General features: G+C 56.0%; 18 protein-coding genes. 11 read left to right on the plus strand and 7 right to left on the minus strand.

The annotated features are described in order from the left end of the window. Positions 1-187 precede the first annotated feature (187 nt). Genes CUN67_RS15365 through CUN67_RS15385 form a run of 5 tightly spaced genes read left to right on the plus strand, consistent with a single transcriptional unit; the run spans position 188 to position 5,155 of the window. Positions 188-1,756, plus strand: a complete 1,569-nt coding sequence (locus tag CUN67_RS15365; protein ID WP_208716177.1) for an ABC transporter substrate-binding protein — start codon at positions 188-190, stop codon at positions 1,754-1,756. After that, on the plus strand, positions 1,756-2,808 hold the full coding sequence (locus tag CUN67_RS15370) for an ABC transporter permease (RefSeq protein ID WP_084876382.1): 1,053 nt from the start codon (positions 1,756-1,758) through the stop codon (positions 2,806-2,808). The genes CUN67_RS15365 and CUN67_RS15370 overlap by 1 nt, the downstream gene beginning before the upstream one ends. Further along, complete coding sequence (locus CUN67_RS15375; RefSeq protein WP_208716178.1) at positions 2,805-3,662, plus strand: ABC transporter permease; 858 nt, start codon at positions 2,805-2,807, stop codon at positions 3,660-3,662. Before CUN67_RS15370 ends, CUN67_RS15375 begins: the two co-directional genes overlap by 4 nt. Beyond that, positions 3,652-4,485 (plus strand): ABC transporter ATP-binding protein, encoded by an 834-nt coding sequence (locus tag CUN67_RS15380; RefSeq protein ID WP_208716180.1) that lies wholly within the window; start codon positions 3,652-3,654, stop codon positions 4,483-4,485. The genes CUN67_RS15375 and CUN67_RS15380 overlap by 11 nt, the downstream gene beginning before the upstream one ends. Next, positions 4,478-5,155: an ABC transporter ATP-binding protein gene (locus CUN67_RS15385; protein ID WP_208716182.1), complete on the plus strand. Its 678-nt coding sequence runs from the start codon at positions 4,478-4,480 to the stop codon at positions 5,153-5,155. Before CUN67_RS15380 ends, CUN67_RS15385 begins: the two co-directional genes overlap by 8 nt. A gap of 79 nt (positions 5,156-5,234) precedes the next feature. Here CUN67_RS15385 and CUN67_RS15390 read toward each other — a convergent pair whose 3' ends face one another. From CUN67_RS15390 to CUN67_RS15400, 3 genes are read right to left on the minus strand one after another with little or no spacing between them, the layout of a single operon-like run. Further along, positions 5,235-6,020, minus strand: a complete 786-nt coding sequence (locus CUN67_RS15390; protein ID WP_208717235.1) for an ABC transporter ATP-binding protein — start codon at positions 6,018-6,020, stop codon at positions 5,235-5,237. Then, positions 6,020-6,865: an ABC transporter permease gene (locus tag CUN67_RS15395; protein ID WP_208716184.1), complete on the minus strand. Its 846-nt coding sequence runs from the start codon at positions 6,863-6,865 to the stop codon at positions 6,020-6,022. The genes CUN67_RS15390 and CUN67_RS15395 overlap by 1 nt, the downstream gene beginning before the upstream one ends. Positions 6,866-6,886: 21 nt before the next feature. After that, positions 6,887-7,846 carry an ABC transporter substrate-binding protein gene (locus CUN67_RS15400; protein ID WP_208716186.1) on the minus strand — a complete coding sequence of 320 codons (960 nt, stop codon included), beginning with the start codon at positions 7,844-7,846 and terminating at the stop codon, positions 6,887-6,889. Positions 7,847-8,061: 215 nt separating this feature from the next. Here CUN67_RS15400 and speG point away from each other — a divergent pair, with 215 nt between their 5' ends. Beyond that, on the plus strand, positions 8,062-8,607 hold the full coding sequence (speG, locus tag CUN67_RS15405) for a spermidine N1-acetyltransferase (protein ID WP_208716188.1): 546 nt from the start codon (positions 8,062-8,064) through the stop codon (positions 8,605-8,607). 13 nt (positions 8,608-8,620) lie between these two features. Here the strand turns inward: speG and CUN67_RS15410 are convergent, their stop codons facing one another. From CUN67_RS15410 to CUN67_RS15425, 4 genes are all read right to left on the minus strand, one after another. Beyond that, positions 8,621-9,040 (minus strand): hypothetical protein, encoded by a 420-nt coding sequence (locus CUN67_RS15410; RefSeq protein WP_208716190.1) that lies wholly within the window; start codon positions 9,038-9,040, stop codon positions 8,621-8,623. 96 nt (positions 9,041-9,136) lie between these two features. Continuing rightward, the gene (gene mmuM / locus CUN67_RS15415) at positions 9,137-10,072 is read right to left on the minus strand and encodes a homocysteine S-methyltransferase (RefSeq protein ID WP_208716192.1); all 936 of its coding nucleotides are present in this window, start codon (positions 10,070-10,072) and stop codon (positions 9,137-9,139) included. Continuing rightward, entirely contained in the window at positions 10,062-11,477 is a 1,416-nt protein-coding gene (gene mmuP, locus CUN67_RS15420) for an S-methylmethionine permease (RefSeq protein ID WP_208716193.1), read from the minus strand. Before mmuP ends, mmuM begins: the two co-directional genes overlap by 11 nt. 133 nt (positions 11,478-11,610) lie before the next feature. Continuing rightward, positions 11,611-11,949: a DUF2002 family protein gene (locus tag CUN67_RS15425; RefSeq protein ID WP_084876393.1), complete on the minus strand. Its 339-nt coding sequence runs from the start codon at positions 11,947-11,949 to the stop codon at positions 11,611-11,613. A gap of 149 nt (positions 11,950-12,098) precedes the next feature. On the opposite strand from CUN67_RS15425, the gene CUN67_RS15430 reads away from it, so the two are divergent. The 5 genes from CUN67_RS15430 to nrdF all read left to right on the plus strand — a co-directional run bounded on the left by CUN67_RS15430 (position 12,099) and on the right by nrdF (position 16,506). Then, positions 12,099-12,413 (plus strand): DUF883 family protein, encoded by a 315-nt coding sequence (locus tag CUN67_RS15430; RefSeq protein WP_084876394.1) that lies wholly within the window; start codon positions 12,099-12,101, stop codon positions 12,411-12,413. 356 nt (positions 12,414-12,769) lie between these two features. Continuing rightward, on the plus strand, positions 12,770-13,012 hold the full coding sequence (locus tag CUN67_RS15435) for a redoxin NrdH (protein WP_208716195.1): 243 nt from the start codon (positions 12,770-12,772) through the stop codon (positions 13,010-13,012). Positions 13,013-13,016: 4 nt separating this feature from the next. Then, positions 13,017-13,451: a class Ib ribonucleoside-diphosphate reductase assembly flavoprotein NrdI gene (nrdI, locus tag CUN67_RS15440; protein WP_208716197.1), complete on the plus strand. Its 435-nt coding sequence runs from the start codon at positions 13,017-13,019 to the stop codon at positions 13,449-13,451. Between the two features lie 5 nt (positions 13,452-13,456). Beyond that, positions 13,457-15,538, plus strand: coding sequence for a class 1b ribonucleoside-diphosphate reductase subunit alpha (nrdE, locus tag CUN67_RS15445; protein ID WP_254711409.1), 2,082 nt, complete (start codon positions 13,457-13,459; stop codon positions 15,536-15,538). A gap of 8 nt (positions 15,539-15,546) precedes the next feature. Next, positions 15,547-16,506: a class 1b ribonucleoside-diphosphate reductase subunit beta gene (nrdF, locus tag CUN67_RS15450; RefSeq protein ID WP_208716201.1), complete on the plus strand. Its 960-nt coding sequence runs from the start codon at positions 15,547-15,549 to the stop codon at positions 16,504-16,506. Positions 16,507-16,830: the final 324 nt, after the last annotated feature.

Consider the following 16,830-nt stretch of genomic DNA (forward strand, 5'->3'; position numbering starts at 1 on the left):
CTCGCGTTAGTCGTTCCGCACCTGAGCGGATGTTAAGTTTTCGCAAATCTGTTCACTCCGTGTTTACCGCCTTATAACCATAAGGTTAGCCTTAGAACTATCAGGCATATAGATATCTGATAATTGACTATTATTCATTACAACGCTTTCGTAAACTCGCGTTACTTTTTTAAGGCAAGGAATTCTCATGAAAAAAATAATCCCCTCCCTGCTGGCGTTATCGATGGTAGCCGCGTTCTCAGTTGATGCCGCGACGCCGAAAGATACGCTGGTGATTGCCCAATCCACCGACGATGCCGATAGTTTTGACCCAGCCCAAGGCTTTGAACTGACGACAGTGCAGGCATTTACCAACATTTATCAGCGCCTGGTCCAGTCCGATCCGCAAAATCCGACCGATCTGAAGCCCACTCTGGCAACCTCATGGCAGCCGGGCAGCGACAACCGCAGCCTGACGTTTGCACTGCGTAAAGATGCCAAATTCGCCAGTGGCAATCCGCTGCGTCCGGAAGATGTCATCTTCTCACTGGGCCGCGTGGTGAAGCTGAACCTCGATCCTTCCTTTATCCTTACCCAGCTCGGCTGGAATAAAGACAACGTTGATAGCTTCCTGAAAAAGATCGACGACAATCATGTCCAGATCAGCTGGAGCGCCAACGTTAGCCCGGCCTATGTACTGAGCCTGCTGTCTGCGCCCGTCTCCTCAATCGTTGATGAGAAAACCGCGCAGGCGAACGCGACCAATGGCGACTTCGGTCACGCCTGGCTTGGCACCCATTCGGCAGGCAGCGGCCCTTATCAGATCCGTAAAGTGGTGTTACACGAAGTGGTGCTGCTGACGGCTAACCCCACTTCTCCGGCTGGCGCACCGAAGCTGAAAAACGTCCTGATCAAAAACGTACCGGAGCCAGCGGCACGCCGTCTGTTGCTGGAACAGGGTGATGTGGATATCGCACGTAACCTCGGCGCTGACCAAATCGCGGCGCTCAAAGGCAAAGCGGGCGTGAAAACTGAAGCCATCCCAATGGCCTCGCTTTACTATATCCAGTTCAACGTCGGTGCCGATCCGGTGCTGAAAAATCCGGCATTGTGGGAAGCGGCGCGTTACCTGTTCGACTATAAAGGCATCGCCAACGACCTGCTGAAAGGCCAGTTCGAAGTGCATCAGACCTTCCTGCCAAAAGGTTTCCTCGGTGCGCTGAACGATACGCCGTACAGCTACGATCCGGAAAAAGCCAAAGCCATCCTGAAGAAGGCCGGTCTGACCAACGTCAGCTTTACCCTCTCCACCAGCAATCAGCCGCCGTACCTCGACATCGCCCAGGCGTTGCAGGGTAGCTTTGCTAAAGGTGGCGTGAAGGTTGAAGTACAGCCGGGACTCAGTTCCGAAGTTTCTACCAAGGTTAAAGCGCACCAGTATCAGGCGACGCTGAATGCCTGGGGTGCTGACTACTTCGATCCCAACACCAACGCCGCCTCCTTTGCTTACAACCCGGAAGATGGCAGCAAAACCATCGCTTACCGCTCCGACTGGCACATCCCGGAGCTGAGCAAGCAAACGCTGGCCGCTACCGCCGAGAGCGACAGCAACAAGCGTGTGGAAATGTACCAGGCGATGCAGCGTGAAGTGCTGAAGAACTCACCTTATGTGATCGGCCTGCAGGCGCGTAACCTGATTGCGCTTCGCGACAACCTGCAAGGCTATGTTCAGGGTATCAACCCGGACATGGTGTATTACTCACAGGTCACTAAGTAATGGCGGCGTCAGCCCCACAGGCCGGGTTCGCCCGGCCACTCTGGCAACGCACCAGCCGAATCGTCACCAGCCTGCTGTCGCTCCTGGTGACGCTGCTCGGCCTGCTGGCCTTTACCTTTATGCTGTCGCACCTGTCACCGGTTGATCCGGTGCAGCAGATCGCAGGCGATCACGCCAGCGAAGCCACCTATGCGCAGGTGCGTCACGATCTCGGTCTCGATCAACCGGTTCTGGTGCAGTTCTGGCGTTATATCAGCCATCTGGCACACGGTGATCTCGGCCTGTCCCATCTGACCAATCAACCGGTGAGTGCCGACCTGATGCGCACCTTCCCGGCGACCATTGAGCTGGCCACCTGTTCGATCATTTTTGCGGCGGTATTCGGTGTGGCGCTGGCGCTGCTGGCGGCCTGGAAACCAGGCAGCATCATCGATAACGTGGCGCGTTTTATTTCGCTGCTCGGCTATTCCGTGCCGGTATTCTGGCTGGGTCTGCTGGGTCTGCTGTTGTTTTACGCCGTGCTGCACTGGTCCGCCGGACCGGGCCAGCTGGATGATATCTGGATTTATACGCTGGAGCCGAAAACCGGTTTTGTGCTGATTGATAGCTGGCTGTCCGGGGACCCTGAGATGTTCCGTAATGCTATCGCCCATATCTGGCTGCCGGTGGTGATTCTCGGCATGCTGGCGATGGCCGGAATTACACGCCTGCTGCGTGCCGCATTGCTGGAGGAGAGCAGCAAAGAGTATGTCATTCTGGCTCGCGCCAAAGGTGCTGGCCGCACGCGTATTTTACTGCGTCATATCTTTCCTAACGTGCTCGGCACGCTGATTACCGTTATCGCCCTCTCCTGGGCCACCCTGCTGGAAGGTTCGGTGCTGACGGAAACCGTTTTTGCCTGGCCCGGCGTGGGTCGCTACATGACTAACGCGCTGTTCTCCGCCGATGTTCCGGCGATTCTCGGCGCGACCCTGCTGATTGGCAGCTGCTTTATTCTGCTTAACGCGGTGGCCGATGCCCTGACCTGGTTAACCGATCCGAGAACCCGATGACTCAACAACTCTCCGAACTGGAAACACTGCGCCCGCGTCGCAGCCGTCGCCGCATCACCTCCCTCAGCATCGGTTTAACTCTGGTGGTGATTCTGCTGGTGATGGCGATATTTGCGCCGCTGCTGTCCCCCTTTGATCCGAATGTGCAAACCATCAGCATGCGCCTGCTGCCGCCTTCGGCAACCCACTGGTTTGGCACCGATGGCTTTGGTCGTGACCTGCTGTCTCGCGTGATTTATGGTACGCGCCCAACGCTGCTGTTAGTGGCGCTGATTCTGGTGCTGACCATCCCGGTAGGTCTGCTGGTCGGCATCACCGCCGGTTATGTTGGCGGCTGGACCGAGCGTGTGCTGATGCGTATTACCGACATTTTTCTCTCGCTGCCCAATCTGGTCATCGCGCTGGCGTTTGTGGCCATGCTCGGCCCAGGCCTGATGAACGGCGCGCTGGCGCTGGCCCTCACCAGCTGGCCACCGTTCGCCCGCCAGGCGCGTGCCGAGACACTGGCGCTGCGTCGCAGTGATTACCTCGCCGCGGCGCGGATGCAGGGTATCACCGGCCTGCGCCTGATGTTCGGCCATATTCTGCCGCTCTGCCTGCCTACCGCCGTGGTGCGCGCGGCATTGAGCCTCGGTGGCATTATTCTTTCCGCTGCCGGCCTCGGCTTCCTCGGCATGGGCGTGCAACCGCCAACCGCCGAATGGGGATCGATGGTGGCGGAAGGCAGCAAAGTGATTTTTGACCAATGGTGGGTGGCTGCGGCCCCCGGTGCCGCCATTCTGTTCGCCAGCCTGGCGTTTAACCTGGCAGGTGATGGCCTGCGTGACCAACTGGATACCCGCCATGCCAAATGATCTGTTAATTGATGCCCAGGGGCTGGTGATTCGCAGCGACGATGCGCTGCTGGTTGATAACATCCACTTTCAGCTCGGTCGCGAACGTGTGGCGCTGGTGGGCGAGTCAGGGTCAGGCAAATCCCTCACCGCCCGCACCCTGATGGGGCTGCTGTCACCGTCACTGCATTTGCACGCGGATCGCCTGCAAGTGGTGGGTGAAGATGCATTGCAGATGCGCGAACGCGACTGGAGTCGTCTGCGCGGCAGCAAGGTGGCGATGGTGATGCAGGACCCGAAATACGCCCTCAACCCAACGCGTACCATTGGCTGGCAAGTGGAAGAGCCGCTGGTGCTGCACCATCGTCTGAGCCGCGCCGAGCGCAAAGAGAAAGTGTGCGAAATGCTTGATGCCGTCGGCCTGCCGGATCCCCGCCAGCTGATGAAGCGATATCCGCATCAGCTTTCCGGCGGAATGGGTCAGCGTGTGATGCTGGCGATTGCCTTGATCACCGATCCCGAGCTGCTGATCGCCGATGAACCCACTTCGGCTCTCGATCATGCGATGCGCGATCAGGTACTGGCACTGATTCGTCGTCTGGTGGAACAACGCAACATGGGCCTGCTGCTGATCAGCCACGATCTGCAACAGGTGTCGGAACATTGCGAACGGGTAATGGTGATGTATAAAGGTCGTCTGCTGGATACCTTACCTGCGGCGGAACTGTCCAACGCCAGCCATCCGTACACCCGCACGCTGTGGGCCTGTCGCCCGAGCAAAGCCACCCACGGCGCAGCACTGCCGGTGCTGGATCGTGCCACCCTGGAGCAGAACCATGATTGAGTTATCCAACCTGAGCGTGTCCCATAAACAGGGCTACGAACTGCGCACCGTGGTGCATGACGTCACCCTTAACGTCAGGGCTGGCGAGTGTTTTGGCCTGGTTGGCCCCTCCGGCTGCGGTAAATCGTCGCTGCTGTGGGTAATGGCCGGACTCAATCCGCACTGGTCCGGCAGCATGGCGCTGGCGGGCACCACGGTGCAACCGGGCAAGCCCTTTACCGGCCAGCTACGGCGTGATGTGCAGATGGTGTTTCAGGATCCCTACGCTTCGTTGCATCCGCGTCACCGCCTGCGTCGCACCCTCGCCGAGCCGCTGAAAATGCTGAAACAGGACCATATCGACGATCGCATCAATGACGGTTTTCGCCATGTGGGCCTCGATCCCGCACTGGCGGATCGCTACCCGCATCAGCTCTCCGGCGGCCAGCGTCAGCGCGTGGCGATTGTGCGCGCCCTGCTGCTGCAACCAAAGATCCTGCTGCTGGATGAGCCAACATCGGCGCTGGATATGTCGGTGCAGGCGGAGATCCTCAACCTGCTGAACGATCTGAAGCGTGATGATGGATTAACGATGGTGCTGGTCAGCCACGATCCTGACGTGATCGATCATATGTGCGATCGCGCGGTGCGTATGGCACAGGGAAGGATCGTTGAGCAACTGAGCGCGTGAGTTGAAAACCGCGCGATAAATCGCGCCGCTACGGGTCAGGCACACTTTTGTAGCGGCGCGATTTATCGCGCATTTCAGGTTAATGCGTCATGGTTTGCAGCGTTTCGCTGCGGATCGACTCGGTAATCTCCGCCTTCAGCGTCATAAACTCCGGTGAGGTTTTAATGGTGTAATCACGACCACTGTTAAAATTCACCGCCACTTCCTGTTTGATGCGGCCAGGCCGGGCGCTGAAGATCGCCACCTTGTTTGCCATAAAAATCGCTTCGTCGATGTCGTGCGTCACGAACAGCACCGTCTTGCGCGACTGTTCCCACACCGACAGCAACAGCTCCTGCATCATCACGCGCGTCTGATTATCCAGCGCACCAAAAGGCTCATCCATCAGCAGCACTTTCGGATCATTCGCCAGCGCACGCGCGATGGCAGTGCGCTGCTGCATCCCGCCTGACAGTTGACGTGGATAGTGCTGAGCAAAGCCGCGCAACCCCACCTGCTGGATATAATAATCACTGCGCTCCTTTTGCTGCGCAGTACTCAGGCCACGCTCACGCAGGCCAAAGCGGATGTTCTCTTCCACCGTCAACCACGGGAACAACGTGTAGCTCTGGAACACCATGCCCCGGTCGGCACCGGGACCCTCGACCGGTTGTCCATCAAGCCAGATTTCCCCGCGCGTCGGGGTATCCAGCCCGGCAATAATGCGCAGCAACGTCGATTTGCCACAGCCGGAGGGGCCAAGAATGGTGATGAAATCATTCTCCTCCACCTGGTAATGAATCGGCTGCAACGCCAGCGTTTGTTCGCCTTTCGGCCCGGTAAATACGCGTTCCACCCCGCGCACGTTCAGCTTGCTGTGTTTCATCACAGGTTACTCCATGCAAACAAGCGCCGGTTGGCGACTTTGAACAGATAATCGGACACCAGTCCGATACAACCAATCACGATGATGCCAAAGATAATTTGCCCGGTATTCAGCAGCGCCTGGCTGTCGACAATCATATGGCCGATACCGCTTTCCGAACCGATCAGTTCGGCGACGATCACATAGGTCCATGCCCAGCCCAGCACCAGGCGCAGCAACTCAGCAATGCCAGGTGCGGCCCCCGGGATCAAGACCCGGCGCACAATCGAACGGTTGCTACAGCCCAGCGTATAGGCTGCCTCCACCAGATCTCGTCGCGCGCTGCTGACGGTTACCGCCACCATCAACACAATCTGGAAAAAGGAGCCGATAAAGATGACGAGGATTTTCTGCATTTCACCAATACCGGCCCACAGGATCAGCAGCGGCACAAAGGCCGATGCCGGCAGGTAACGGCAGAAGGAGACGAAGGGTTCGAGAAAGGCTTCCCACATTTTGTACGCGCCCATCATGATGCCCAGTGGCACCCCGATCAGGGCCGCCAGCAGGAATCCAGCCAGCACGCGCATCACCGTCATGCCAATATCCAGCGAAAAGTTATATTCGGTGAATAGCGACACGCCCTGTTGCAGCATGGTGATGGGATCGGCAAGGAAGGTTGGTGATACCATGCCACTGAAGGTCACCAGCGCCCACACTGCGACGAACAGCACAAAGAATGCCACACCAAGGCCAATACGCAGCCGGGCTGAGATTGCTTTTAACGGCACCATCAATGGATTATGCCAGCGCCGTGGTGCATCCGGCAGCGCCTCGGGCGGCGTTACGGGTTGGCTTTTACTCATCTCCATCTCCTGTCTCCCTGATTACTGCACGAAGCTGGCGTCGTACAGGCTCTTCACGTCCGGCATTTTTTTGATCACGCCCGCGCGCAGCAGCAGTTTGCCCGCTTCATCACTAAAGGTTTCGATTTCACCGCTAAAGAATTTTTTGTTCTCTTCAGGACCGGCCCAGCGCAGGTAGCTGGCGGATTCGGCAAACTCTTTGCCGGTGGATTTCACCGCTGCCCCCATGATTTCGTTGGATTTATCCGGCTGCTGTTTGATCATCTCCAGCGCATCGTAGTAGCTGGCCACCAGCGCTTTCGCCGCCTGTGGGTGCTCTTTCAGGAAGGTTGGGGTACAACCGAGCGTATCCATTACCATTGGGTAATCCAGCGTGGTGGCGAGGATTTTGCCCGCTTTCGGCTGGTTACGAATCACTGACAGGTAAGGTTCGTAGGTCATGGCCGCATCGTTTTGCCCGGCCACAAACGACTGCGCCGCCGCCTGCGGGGCCATCGTCGCCAGCTTGACATCTTTCATCGTCAAACCGTTTTTATCCAGCATCCAGGCCAGCGCAAAGTAAGGCGAAGTCCCCGGTGCATCGACGGCGATGGTTTTGCCTTTCAGATCTTTGATGCTGGTGATATCGCTGCGGGTCGCCAGACCATCAGCGCCGTAGGATTTATCCAGCTGGACGATTTGCTTGATCGGTACACCGGCCGCATTCCACGAAATATAAGTTTCTACGGTGGTCGCCGCACATTGAATGGTGCCAGAGGCCACCGCCAGATGACGGCTGCTTTGCGGGATCATTTTGACATCGACATCAAGACCATGCTTTTTGAAGATACCGGCTTTATCCGCCAGCGTCAGCGGGGCAAATCCGGTCCAGCCGGAGATACCAATCGCCACCTTAGTGTCTGCCGCCTGCGCGCTGAGCGCAGCCCCTAACACCACAGCTACGGTTAACGCACGAACTGCATGTTGCACTGGCTTACCCATCTTCCACTCCTGTCAAAGGTGATGAAAAACTACAGTTGTATAGGCTTATCTATACAAGCAAAGCAATGGCTGTGCCAGAAAGCAGATCGAGTCTGTGCGGTGGCGCACGGGATGATCTGAAAATGCGTTGCACCGTCGCGGAGCAAGCCAGGGGGCGCAATAACCACTTTGGTGCGGTTATACTCAGCACATCTTAGTTGAAGAAGGAATGCCGTATGACAGTCAAATTGCGTCCGCTGGAGCGGGAAGACCTGCACTTTGTGCATCAGTTAGATAATAACGCCAGCGTGATGCGTTATTGGTTCGAGGAGCCGTATGAAGCCTTTGTCGAGCTTTCGGACCTGTATAACAAACATATTCATGATCAGACCGAACGTCGTTTCGTGGTTGAGCATGATGGACAGAAAACCGGGCTGGTGGAGCTGGTCGAGATTAATCACGTACATCGTCGCGCTGAGTTTCAGATCATTATCGATCCGGCCCATCAGGGGAAAGGACTGGCCTCACAGGCGGCAAAGTTAGCCATGGACTATGGCTTTTCGGTGCTGAATCTCTACAAGCTCTATCTGATTGTCGATCAGGAGAATGAAAAAGCCATCCACATCTACACCAAGCTGGGTTTTGAAGTGGAAGGGGTGATGAAACACGAGTTTTTCATTAACGGTGCCTACCGTAACACCATTCGCATGTGCATTTTTCAGCATCAATATCTGACACAGCATAAAACGCCAGGGGCGATGGTGAAGCCAACCGCGCAGTAGCGGCGCGGCGGTTTTATCCGCGCGCGCCCACCCGATTGAGAAACGCTTTGGGGTGCCCGGGCTTCAGGTCATACATGCCGCCGTTGAACGGATCGACCAGCAGCCAGCCGGGGAAACCGAGCAGCGGAATGTTCCCCAGCAGATACCACAGGTTAGCGCTGCCTTCGATGGGCATCGTCACCGGTACATAGCCCGGGTTCTCCAGCATCACCAGATAATGTTTCTTGCCGAAATAGCTGCCAGTAGATTTTGCCAGTTCGACAGTCTGGGGGGTAAAGCCCTGCGCCACGGCATGACCGGTCTCATCCTGCACGGTGAAACGCGCGCCCTGCGGTACGGAGTCAATTCTTACCGATTGCGTTTGGGTGCCAACAAAGGTCGCACAGCCGCTTAACAGCAGCGCGCAGGCAGGAAGGAGGTGTCGCAGGTTCATAGCAGGTCCGCTTCAGGGTCAGAAGGAACAGTCTAAACTGCCCTTCCGCCCTTTTCACTCGCCTCAATCGCGCTATCAATGGCGCTTTTCTGCGCTTTATTGCGGTTGACAACAGGCGGCAATCGCCGCGATATCCTGCGGTGTGGTGCGACAGCAGCCGCCAATCAGGCGCGCACCGGCCTGCTGCCACTCCGGGAATTTATCGTGCAGCGTGCAGCCTGAGGGGGCTGAGTGCCAGGTTTTGCTGCTGGCATCGTACTGTTCACCGGAGTTGGGGTACACCAGCAACGGCTTAGCGCACAATGCCTGCAAGGTACGCAGCGCCGGGGTGACGCTCTCCAGTGCCACGCAGTTGATCCCCAGTGCCACCACCTGCGGGGCCGCACTGAGCAGTGCCGCAACTTCACTGAGCGGCGTACCATCACTGATATGCTGTGCATCGCGTAGCGTGAAAGAGAACCAGGCACTGCTGTCCGGGAACTCCGCCAGCAGGCTGATCAGCGCCCTGGCTTCCGCAAAGGACGGCAGCGTTTCGCAGGCCAGCAAATCCACGCCAGCCTCCAGCAGGGCCGCGATGCGTGGACGATGAAACGTCTTCATCTCATCTTCAGGCAACGCATAATCGCCACGGTATTCAGCCCCATTGGCAAGAAACGCGCCATACGGACCGACCGACCCAGCCACCAGCAGCGGTGCGGCGCTACCCGACGCAGCGCGATAATCATCACGCGCGCGTTTAGCCAGCGCAACACTCAGACGGATCAGTTCCAGCGCCTGCGCCTCATCCAGTCCACGCTGGGCGAAACCCTGCGGAGTCGCCTGGTAGCTGGCGGTAATGGCGCAATGGGCGCCGGCAGCAAAATAATCGTAATGTACCTGATAGATCAGTTCAGGATTTTCCATCAGCACCTTTGCCGACCACAGCGCATCGGCAAGATTACAGCCACGCGCTTCCAGTTCGGTTGCCAGCGCACCATCAAGGATCAGGGTGTCGGTTTGGGATAGCGCCTGCGCTACCGGGTTACGCCACATCGTTGGCCTCCTCAGCCTGCAAAGATGATTTACGTCGTTGCGTGACATGGTATGCGGCATAACAGAAGAGAACAAACGGAATCCCGCACCACAGCGCAATCCGTTGTGACGGATCGAAAGCCAGCCCGACACAGGCAAGCAGACACAGCAGGAAACCGAGGATCGGCGTCAGCGGATAGAGCGGCGCGCGATACACCAGATCCTGCAACGATCCCCCCTGCTGGAGATGGCGGCGACGGAACATATAATGTGAAGCGCAGATGCTGAGCCAGACAGCCACCACGGCAAAGCCGGAGATGGCGGACAGCGCGACAAATACCGTATCCGGTGCAATCACGCTGGAGAACAGTGCCAGCAGGCCGCCAATCATACTGAGGGTAATCGCCAGCACCGGAATGCCGCGACGATTCACCCGGGCAAAACAGCGCGGCAGGGTGTTCTCATTAGCCAGCGACCACAGCATACGCCCCGACGCATACAAGCCAGAGTTCGCCGCCGACAGAATCGCCGTGAGAATCACGAAGTTGAAGATATCAGCCGCCCAGGGAATACCGATCTTCTCAAACACCAGCACAAACGGACTTTTCACGATCCCGGCCTGATCCATCGGGATCAGCGCCGCCAGCACCAGTACCGTGCCGATAAAGAAGATGATCAGACGCGCCACCGTGGTACGGATCGCCAGCGGCAGGGCTTTTTGCGGCTGTTCGGTTTCCCCGGCAGCGATGCCAATCAATTCCGTACCCGAGAAGGCGAAGTTAACTGCCACCATCGTCATCAGAATGGGCAGGGTGCCATGCGGCAACCAACCCGATGCGGTAAGGTTATGCAGGCCGGGCGCAGCACTGCCGTCCTTCATCGGGATAAAGCCAAACATCGCCCCTGCACCAAGAATAATAAAGGCGACGATGGTGATGACCTTGATAATCGAGAACCAGAATTCCCCTTCGGCAAAGAAGCGGGTCGAGACGATATTCAGCAGGTAGATGGCGATACAGAACACCAGACACCACACCCAAACCGGGATGGTCGGGAACCAGTACTGCATGCAAAATCCGGCGGCAGTCAGGCTGGAACCCAGCGCTACCGTCCAGGTCAGCCAGTAGAGCCAGGCGACGGTATAACCGGTGGCTGGGCTGAGATAACGCGCAGCATAGACATGGAAAGCACCGGTTTCCGGCATCGCCACCGCCAGCTCACCGAGACACACCATCACCAGCCACACCACCAGCGCACCAATCAGATAGGCCAGCAGCGTACCGGCGGCACCGGTGGTTGAGATGATGTAACCGGTATTAAAGAACAGGCCAGTGCCGATGACGCCCCCCAGCGACAGCATCACCAGATGCCGCACTTTCATGGTGCGCTTAAAATTTTCCTGCGAAGGGTTTTGCTCGGTTTGCATTATTTTTATCCATATGGACGTCTAAACATCTACATGGACACAGGGTTATACGCGCCAGCACGCGAAAATGCAACGTGGCAAAAGGTAAGGATTTTATCAGGTGGCCACGGCCCCGCACAGGCGGGGCGCAACCTCAGCCGCCGAAGACGCCCTGTAAATAACGCTCCAGCGCGATGCGTGAGCTAAAGCCGTGGGGAATACCGTAATGCTCCTGAGTATCGCCCGCCAGATAGAGAGGAAATTGCGTGTAATGATCGCAGGTTTTCATTTCTGATGCCGGTTCAGCAAAGTTCAGACTTTTCTCTTTCAGCGTGGGGTGAATAATCAGTGCCGTGCGCCCCATACGTGCTTCACGGTTGACGTAAACGTAGTTGTCGCCACGACGATAGCCATAGATTTTGGGCGTGAGGGTATCCATTTCGAACCCTGCTTTCTCCAGTACGCGTGCTACCTCATCCGGTCGTAAATACATGCTTGCTCCTCTCTTCTCTAGCCTCGCAACCTTACAACAGCCGTGTGGCACAAGGCTTTCGGAATTTTCCATAAAGCCAGGTGAAAACCTGCGTTTGATGATGACTCGTCTACACTAAGTATTACGTTTTAAATCAAAGGGAGCGAAAAATGTTTAATCGAACCAGTAAAAACGATGACATTGATATTAATCAGGATGTGAACGAGCTGGCAGATTCGCTGGAAGCGTTACTGAGATCTTACGGCAGCGAAGCCAAAGACGAGGTGGAAAGCGCACGCAGTAAAGCTCAGTCGCTGCTGAAACAAACGCGTGCAAAACTGAATGGCAACAATCGGGTTTCGCAGGCTGCACGCGATGCGAGCTATCAGGTCGATGCTTATGTGCATGATAAACCCTGGCACGGTGTCGGCATCGGTGCCGCCGTTGGTCTGGTGATTGGGGCGCTGCTGGTGTCACGCCGCTAACCGTCACACCCCTTCAGAGAGCCTCGCATCCTGCGGGGCTTTTTTGTGTCCATAAATCACGCCGCTACGGTCCGGTCATTGTTCAATTTCCCGCCTGAATTTGCCTTAAATGCCGCGCCCTGACCTTTTACAAAATTATTTTCAGGCCGGGAAGGTGCATGATCCCTGGCCTTAGGCGAAATCTGAGGTCAGAAATTCAAAAACCCTATATCTGGTAGGCTTGACCATCTCAACCACTACATCTAGTATTTACTTCATCAACTCGCTACCAAATGTCAGCAAGGATGAGGCTCGCAGCAGAAGGATTTTTGCTTCGTATCTCGCATCCTGACCACAACCAGAGGGAAATACGAATCATGCGCATTATTATTTACACTAAGAACAACTGTGTCCAGTGCAACGCCACAAAAAATGCCATGGACCGTAATGGCATCGATTACCAGCTGATTAACCTCGACTCACAACCTGAAGCCATCGACAACCTGAAATCCCTCGGCTATCGCCAGGTGCCGGTGGTCATGACTCAGGATGACCACTGGAGTGGTTTCCGTCCCGATAAAATCGCCAGCCTGCGCCAGCTCGCAGCTGTCGGGGGATAAGGCGATGTTTCCACTGGTGTATTTTTCCAGCCAGTCGGAGAACACGCACCGATTCATCACCCGTCTGGGCCTGCCTGCACAACGCATCCCCGTTGATAGCACGCAGCAGCTGCATATTGATCACCCCTATATCCTGGTGGTGCCGAGCTATGGCGGCGGCAGCGCGCGGGGTGCGGTGCCCGGACAAGTGATCCAGTTCCTCAATGATGAAGCTAACCGACGCGGTATCCGCGGGGTGATTGCTGCCGGTAACCGCAACTTTGGTGCAGGGTTCTGCCTGGCAGGCGACATCATTGCGCAGAAATGTCAGGTTCCCTATCTCTACCGCTTTGAGTTGATGGGAACCCCCGACGATATCGCTAATGTAAAAGCGGGAGTAACCCAATTTTGGCAACGACAGACACCCTCAACGGCACCGGGCTTGATTACCACGCCCTGAACGCGATGCTAAACCTGTATGACGCCGATGGCCGCATCCAGTTCGACAAAGATCACGAAGCCACGCAGCAATTTTTCCTGCAACACGTTCAGCCGAACACCGTGCCCTTCGCCTCAGCGGCGGAACGTCTGCGCTATCTGGTGGCCGAAGGCTACTACGAAGCGGCGGTGTTGAATCAGTACGACTTCAACTTCCTGTGCCAGCTGCATGATGAAGCCGATGCCTGGGGTTTCCGTTTCCATACTTTCCTTGGTGCGTGGAAGTTCTACACCAGCTACACGCTGAAAACCTTCGACGGCAAACGCTATCTGGAAACCTTTGAGCAACGCGCCTGTATGGTGGCGCTGACGCTGGCGCGTGGCAATGAGCAGCTGGCGCGTGAACTGCTGGCAGAGATGCTCAGTGGCCGCTTCCAGCCGGCAACCCCCACCTTCCTTAACTGCGGTAAACAGCAGCGCGGTGAGCTGGTCTCCTGCTTCCTGCTGCGTATCGAAGACAATATGGAATCGATTGGTCGCGCGGTGAACTCGGCGTTGCAGCTGTCCAAACGTGGCGGCGGCGTGGCCTTCCTGCTGTCAAACCTGCGTGAATCCGGCGCACCGATTAAGCGCATCGAAAACCAGTCTTCCGGGGTGATCCCGGTGATGAAAATGCTGGAGGATGCGTTTTCTTACGCCAATCAGCTGGGTGCACGTCAGGGTGCAGGCGCGGTATGGCTGAACGCCCATCACCCGGATATCCTGCGTTTCCTCGATACCAAACGCGAAAACGCCGACGAGAAGATCCGTATCAAAACGCTGTCGCTCGGCGTGGTGATCCCCGATATCACTTTCCGTCTGGCGAAAGAGAATCGCGAGATGGCGCTGTTTTCGCCTTACGATGTGGAACGCATTTATGGCAAAGCCTTCGGTGATATCAGCATCAGCGATCATTACGATGAAATGCTGGCCGACGATCGCATCCGCAAGACCTTTATTCAGCCACGCGATTTCTTCCAGACGCTGGCGGAAATTCAGTTCGAATCTGGCTATCCCTACATCATGTATGAGGACAGCGTGAACCGCAGCAACCCGATTGCCGGTCGCATCAATATGAGCAACCTGTGTTCGGAAATTTTGCAGGTCAATAGCGCCAGCGAGTACCACGACGATCTTAGCTATCGCCGCGTTGGCAAAGATATTTCCTGTAACCTCGGCTCACTTAACATCGCCCACGCCATGGATTCACGCAATCTGGCGCAAACGGTGGAAGTGGCGGTGCGCGCGCTGACCGCCGTATCCGATATGAGTGAGATAAATTCAGTGCCGTCGGTGGCGGAAGGTAACCGCCGTTCACACGCCGTGGGTCTTGGTCAGATGAACCTGCACGGCTATCTGGCGCGTGAAGGGATGGCCTATGGCTCGGAAGAGGCGCTGGATTTCACCAATCTCTATTTTTACTGCGTCACCTATCACGCGGTCCGCACTTCCAACCTGCTGGCGCAGGAGCGTAAACAATGTTTCGATGGCTTTGCGCAGTCAACCTATGCCAGCGGCCGCTACTTCGACAAATACACTGAACGCGCCTGGCAGCCACGTACCACACGCGTGGCACAGCTGTTTGCGGATGCCGGTATCGCGTTGCCGACTCAGGCCGACTGGCAGGCCCTGCGTGCTGCCGTGATGGCGCACGGTTTGTATAACCAGAACCTGCAGGCGATCCCGCCAACCGGTTCCATCTCGTATATCAACCACGCCACCTCCAGTATTCATCCGATTGTGTCGCGTATTGAGATCCGCAAAGAAGGTAAAACCGGCCGCGTTTATTATCCGGCACCGTTTATGACCAACGACAATCTGGATTTCTATCAGGATGCGTACCAGATCGGCCCGGAAGCGATTATCGATACCTACGCTGAAGCCACACAGCATGTTGATCAGGGACTGTCGCTGACGCTGTTTTTCCGCGATGACGTCACCACGCGCGATATCAACAAAGCGCAGATTTATGCGTGGAAGAAAGGCATCAAAACGCTTTATTACATTCGACTGCGCCAGATGGCGCTTCAAGGCACTGAGGTGCAGGGCTGCGTTTCCTGCGCCCTGTGATGAAAACTATGCGATTAAATCAAATTCAAGCGATTAACTGGAACCGCATTCAGGACGAGAAAGACCTTGAGGTGTGGAACCGCCTGACCAGCAACTTCTGGCTACCGGAAAAAGTGCCGTTATCTAACGATCTGCCCGCCTGGCAGACGCTGGATAAACAGCAGCAGCAGCTGACCATTCGCGTGTTTACCGGCCTGACGCTGCTCGACACCATTCAAAACGTGATTGGCGCGCCAGGGCTGATGGAAGATGCGCTGACGCCACATGAAGAGGCGGTGCTATCCAACGTCAGCTTTATGGAAGCGGTGCATGCCCGCTCCTACAGCTCGATTTTTTCCACCCTGTGCAACACGGCGGATGTTGATGCCGCCTATCGCTGGAGTGAAGAGAACGAAGCGCTACAAAACAAAGCGAAGATTGTGCTGGAACATTATCGTGCTGACGATCCGCTGAAGAAGAAGATTGCCAGCGTGTTCCTCGAATCGTTCCTGTTCTACTCCGGCTTCTGGTTGCCAATGTATTGGTCAAGCCGCGGTAAGCTGACCAATACCGCCGATTTGATTCGTCTGATCATCCGCGACGAAGCGGTCCACGGTTATTACATCGGTTATAAGTATCAGAAAGCCCTGGAAAATGTGGATGATGCGCGCCGTGAAGAGTTGCAGCAATTCGCCATCGAGCTGCTGCTGGCCTTGTACGAAAACGAAGTGATTTATACCGAAGCGCTGTATGCCGATGTTGGCTGGGCGGAAGAGGTGAAAACCTTCCTGCACTACAACGCCAATAAGGCGCTGATGAATCTCGGTTATGAAGCGTTATTCCCGGCGGAGCTGACCACGGTTAACCCTGCGATTCTGTCTGCACTGTCGCCAAATGCCGATGAAAACCACGATTTCTTCTCAGGTTCTGGCTCCTCCTATGTGATGGGTAAAGCGGTCGAAACCGAAGACGAAGACTGGAACTTTTAATCCTTTCATATCGGGCTGGCCTCAGCCCGATATTTCCTTTTGCTGCTGTTGGTTATTCCCCCGTTATTTTCCCTTTATAACTTCATTCTTTTGTCATTTTATCGTCATTCAAATGGTCCATATATCGCCAGCTAAAGCGTGATTTATCACCGTTCAGCCAATTATTTCCGTCCAGATGGCATAAATTCGGCAAAAAATTACGAAAAAATTGATCCTCCCTCATCCCTTGTGAGCACTGGAATTGCGCGGCATTTCATCCGGCAGCGCGCGCCGAATATCGGCCACAAGGGTTGTCAGATATTCTCATTATGTTACGGTATAGGC

It is taken from the genome of Pantoea cypripedii (assembly GCF_011395035.1).
Lineage (GTDB): Bacteria > Pseudomonadota > Gammaproteobacteria > Enterobacterales > Enterobacteriaceae > Pantoea > Pantoea cypripedii_A.